At 36.7% G+C, this 4,234-nt stretch carries 5 protein-coding genes and 1 pseudogene; 2 read left to right on the top strand and 4 right to left on the bottom strand.

What is annotated here, in order from left to right; all coding sequences use genetic code 11:
* Window positions 1-173: 173 nt before the first annotated feature.
* The gene (locus tag HEQ36_RS25880; RefSeq protein ID WP_053539957.1) at window positions 174-377 is read left to right on the top strand and encodes a hypothetical protein; all 204 of its coding nucleotides are present in this window, start codon (window positions 174-176) and stop codon (window positions 375-377) included.
* Between the two features lie 61 nt (window positions 378-438).
* Here the strand turns inward: HEQ36_RS25880 and HEQ36_RS25875 are convergent, their stop codons facing one another.
* The 3 genes from HEQ36_RS25875 to HEQ36_RS25865 form a co-directional block, all read right to left on the bottom strand.
* A complete protein-coding gene (locus HEQ36_RS25875; RefSeq protein WP_039200631.1) occupies window positions 439-1,281 on the bottom strand; it encodes a tetratricopeptide repeat protein in 843 nt (280 codons plus the stop codon).
* A 321-nt stretch (window positions 1,282-1,602) separates the two neighbouring features.
* Window positions 1,603-2,517 carry a 3'-5' exonuclease gene (locus HEQ36_RS25870; RefSeq protein ID WP_053539958.1) on the bottom strand — a complete coding sequence of 305 codons (915 nt, stop codon included), beginning with the start codon at window positions 2,515-2,517 and terminating at the stop codon, window positions 1,603-1,605.
* A gap of 432 nt (window positions 2,518-2,949) precedes the next feature.
* Window positions 2,950-3,264, bottom strand: a complete 315-nt coding sequence (locus tag HEQ36_RS25865) for an RNA-binding protein (protein WP_053539959.1) — start codon at window positions 3,262-3,264, stop codon at window positions 2,950-2,952.
* 369 nt (window positions 3,265-3,633) lie between these two features.
* Here HEQ36_RS25865 and HEQ36_RS25860 point away from each other — a divergent pair, with 369 nt between their 5' ends.
* Entirely contained in the window at window positions 3,634-4,080 is a 447-nt protein-coding gene (locus HEQ36_RS25860) for an SRPBCC family protein (protein ID WP_053539960.1), read from the top strand.
* A 52-nt stretch (window positions 4,081-4,132) separates the two neighbouring features.
* Here HEQ36_RS25860 and HEQ36_RS25855 read toward each other — a convergent pair.
* Window positions 4,133-4,234, bottom strand: a pseudogene (locus tag HEQ36_RS25855) (photosystem II protein D1); the annotation flags it as partial.

The raw sequence follows: 4,234 nt of genomic DNA, 5'->3' as shown, positions 1-4,234 counted from the left end.
ACGAAGAGTTGATGCAGGATTTTATGGCTATCATGCACTGCTTTTCCTCCAAACTTTACTTTCTTCGGGCTTACAAGGAAAAAATAGCCGAAGAGCAAAATATTCATGAAACAAATAGTAGTCAATATGAGTCAATGGTGGTATAATGGTAAAAGACGTAGCAAACCAAGTCCATGAAACTCAAAGTAAAAAATCAGTTAACCGTTACGAGAATCGCTATTTTAGGGACTGAAAAACTAAATAACTGGAAATCTAACGAACTTGATTTAATCGCTTTGAGCTTGGGTAAACTGCGCTCTGACCTGTGGAATGAGTTCGGGTCGTTGAAAGCCTGGGGCATTTCTAAATTTGAGATTGACAAACAGCTACGCACGTAAAGACAGGCACAGGAAAAATTTGCGGAAGTTGAAGATTGGATTCATATCGGTAATGTATAAATTACTTACCCAATTCCTCAATATTCTTCATTGCTTGTTGATATAAGTCCTTATTTCCTTGTTTGTCAAAAATAGCTGCTGCCCGCTGTAAATCTTTTAATGCACCCCGTTTATCGCCAATTGCGGCATAGGCGTTACCGCGATTATTAAAAACAGCACCAAAATTAGGATTAATGCGAACGGCTTCATTATAATCGGAGATTGCTTTTTGCTGTTCTCCTCTTGCAGCATAAGCATTACCCCGATTATTATAGGCTACAGCATATTCCTGATCAATCCGAATCGCTTGAGTATAGTCCTCTAACGCCCCATTCTTATCACCTTGGTTAGCACGGGCATTACCTCGATTATTGTAAACCTCGGCAGATTTTGGTGCAATGCTAATTGCTTGATTATAATCCGCAAGCGCTCTTCTATAATCTCCGATAGAAGCAAAAGCATTAGCACGATTATTGTATGCTTCCGCATCCTTGGGATTGAGACGCAATGCCTGATTATAATCCGCGATCGCTCCCTCTTTATTACCAGTATCAAAATAAACTAATCCCCGCCCCTTAAATGCTGGTGCATACTCAGGATTAAGACTAATAGATTTACTATAGGCAGCAATAGCCGCTTGGGAATTACCTTTAAGATGTTGAGTTTGTCCCTGAACATAAAATTCCCCAGCTTTAGATGCTCTCCCTATCTGTGGATTGGGGGTACTTGCTCCCCTTTCCGTTACTAAAACATCTTGATTATTACTGCAAGAAACGCAAATAATACCACTGAAAATTGTAAACATTGCTATAGTGAATGCCCTGTTTACTCCTCGCTGTTTTTGTGTCAATAACTGCCATTTCATAATTTACCAAAAATTGCCATCTTACTGGGAGTAAATCATTCACTAAATTACTTACTTCTGCAATATGTTTGCTTTTTGATTAATATTCAAGTCAAATTATAAAATTCCCTGAAGTTATTGAGAATTAATGAATAAATTTATCCAGCCAATCACCGCATATTAGTAAATATTAAAAATAAAATCCTTACTATCTAGATTTAGATTATTACTAGATTCCCGCTGATAATTCTGTTAATTTTGTTAGCACTTTCATGAAAATTTTCATACCAGTATTCGGAAGTATGATTAAAGTTAGTTCACAGAGTTTTTCAATATTTGCTCTTAATCTTCCTGATCTTCCTGATTTTTAGGAGTGACTTTCCAATAAGTATTTGTATCAACATTTACAGTTAACTTTTCCAGATTTACCCCCAAATTTTTGCGAATATCTTCAGTTAAAGTAATAGTAAAATCTAAATCAACACCTTGATTTTCTACTAAATTTACCAATTCCTGAAACTGAGTTTTAAAAGTTTTTCGCTCATAACTTGTTAGTTTACAATGCGATGTTTCGGCAATATTTTGGACTAACATCGCTTTTTTTACCCGTTCTTGTAAATGCTCAAATTCTGACTTAAGTATTTTTTGTTGCTGTTCAATTTCTCTATATCTAGCAGTCAATAAGTTTAAATCTTCCTTAATTGGATCTACCTGAAAATTAGCCTCTAATTCTAATAATCTTAAATGTACTTGAGCCAAATAAATACAATCAAGATAAGCATATTCTAGTTGCGCTTCAGTTAATGGTCTTTTTCCCCAATCACTCCTTTGTTCTTGTTTATCAATATCATGAAAATTACAAAGTTCAGTTGCTAGAGTTTTCAGTTGATAATTAGGTAACGGTAGTAAATAAATAGGAATTTTCTTAGCCATTGCCAAAGTACAGGTAATATTTTTAGCTCTTTTACCTCCCAAATATTGCACATCATAACCAGCATTATGAAAAACTTTTTCAATAGCATCATTAGTCATAATCCTTTCCACAAAATCAGCAATTACATCTGATTTATCGAGAACATCTAACAAATAAACACTATTACCAGTCATATCCTCAGGATTATCCAACACCTGAATTAGTGATAATCTAGGATTACGAGTTTTATAATCAGCAACTTCTGTATCTATCCACAGAGTTTTAGCTTTGCTATGTTCAGTAATTAGGGAACGAATTTCCCCAGCAGTGATAAGATAAGGCATGGGTAGATGTCGGAAAATATGACTTAGTTATAGTTTTCTAAAGTAACATTTTATGACTAATCATGCTGACAAGTGCTGACCCCTAATTATGATAATATTTGTCCATAACTTGTGCCAATTTGCCAAAATATCTCTTTTGATGCCATTTTACCCTGGATTTTTCACCAAAATTCTCAAACCCTGTAAAATCTGGATTCTGGAGTTTCACACTGCATCAAAAATCAACCCAGTAAAAAATGCCGGAAACCGATTCTCTATACGGGTTATAGAAATTGCGATTACATTGTTCGTGAGAAATACGGGTTAAGTCAATATCAATATTGATCCTGTGCAGAAAATTTGCCATGAAAAAGCCCAGGAATTCACTCCTGAGCTTTTGTTAAACCTAATTATCCTCAAGGCGGATATTTATCGGCCTTAAATCTATGGATATTAGTAACGGTTACGGCTTCCACCGCCGAAGTTCCCACCACCCCGGTTTCCACCACCAAAAGGAGTACGTTCTTCTCTTGGTTTAGCTTTGTTCACTTTTAAATCACGTCCCATCCATTCAGCACCATCAAGTGCTTCAATGGCTTTTTCTTCTTCTGCTTCTGATTCCATTTCTACGAAACCGAAACCGCGAACTTTACCAGTTTCTCGGTCGGTAGGTAGCTGAACACGCTTTACAGTGCCATACTCCTTGAAAATTTCGCTTAAGCCGTCTTGGGTAACTTCATAAGAGAGGTTGCCTACATAAATTGACATAGATTTTCTCCAAAATCATAAGAGTGTAGAGATTTAGATTTCGGAGAAAAGTCTGTAAATACCAAAGGGAAAAAGCCTATCAATACTAAAAACAAACGAGGTCCACCGAATTACTTCTCGACTCCCATTATTGCATAATAAATGATATATCAACGGGTAAATTCCAAAAACTTGATAAAATATTTTTTTATACCTCAATTAGCGAACTGCTTGCAGCAGCACTTCCCTATCGCCGCATCAGCTTTTTAGTGCATTCTCTCGTTATACTAAATTTAACTATTTTTAGATGACAATTCCGAGGTTTTCAGCCTATTTCCTCATACAATTGTCAATAATGAATCTAAAGGCTCAATTTTAGGTTTTTTGTTCATGTTGCACTTTAAACATTCCTCAATCATTAACGCACCAGTTGAAGTAGTTTGGAAATTCCACGAAAGACCAGATATAGTCCAAATACTCACTCCACCTTGGCAACCTGTACAAATCGTTAGACGTGAAGGTGGGCTAGAAGCCGGGGCAATTACAGAATTTCGGCTTTTTCTCGGTATTTTACCTTTAACTTGGTTAGCACGGCACACAGACTATGAAAAATATCGCCTATTTACCGATGAACAGATATCTGGACCTTTTGAGTCCTGGGTACATCGTCATGAATTTACAGAAGAAAACGGCAAAACTAAATTAACCGATAATATTACTTATGCTATGCCCGGTGGTGATGGCATAGAATTTATGAGTGGTTGGTTAGTGCAAGCACAGCTAGAAGCCATGTTTCGCTATCGGCATTATGTGACTAAACGCGAATGTGAAAAATGAACAAAAAAACGCTCCCCATAATTGGAGAGCGTTTTCTATTTAACTAAACCGATTAACCGTTGATTGCAGGAGCGCTCAAAGCAACAGGAGCAACATCAGCAGCAGCCAAGTCTAGGGGGAAGTTGTGAGCGTTGCGCTCGTGCATTACTTCCAT

This window comes from Anabaena sp. 54 (assembly GCF_017355725.1).
Lineage (GTDB): Bacteria > Cyanobacteriota > Cyanobacteriia > Cyanobacteriales > Nostocaceae > Dolichospermum > Dolichospermum heterosporum.
The sequence above is the reverse complement of the archived record's forward strand: the minus strand, read 5'-3'. Positions and strand labels throughout refer to the sequence as shown.

Excerpts from the sequence above, each read along its gene's own strand:
- HEQ36_RS25870 (WP_053539958.1), bottom strand. The coding sequence starts at position 2,517 with ATGCCTTATCTTATCACTGCTGGGGAAATTCGTTCCCTAATTACTGAA.
- HEQ36_RS25880 (WP_053539957.1), top strand. The coding sequence starts at position 174 with ATGAAACTCAAAGTAAAAAATCAGTTAACCGTTACGAGAATCGCTATT.
- HEQ36_RS25875 (WP_039200631.1), bottom strand. The coding sequence starts at position 1,281 with ATGAAATGGCAGTTATTGACACAAAAACAGCGAGGAGTAAACAGGGCA.
- HEQ36_RS25860 (WP_053539960.1), top strand. The coding sequence starts at position 3,634 with ATGTTGCACTTTAAACATTCCTCAATCATTAACGCACCAGTTGAAGTA.
- HEQ36_RS25865 (WP_053539959.1), bottom strand. The coding sequence starts at position 3,264 with ATGTCAATTTATGTAGGCAACCTCTCTTATGAAGTTACCCAAGACGGC.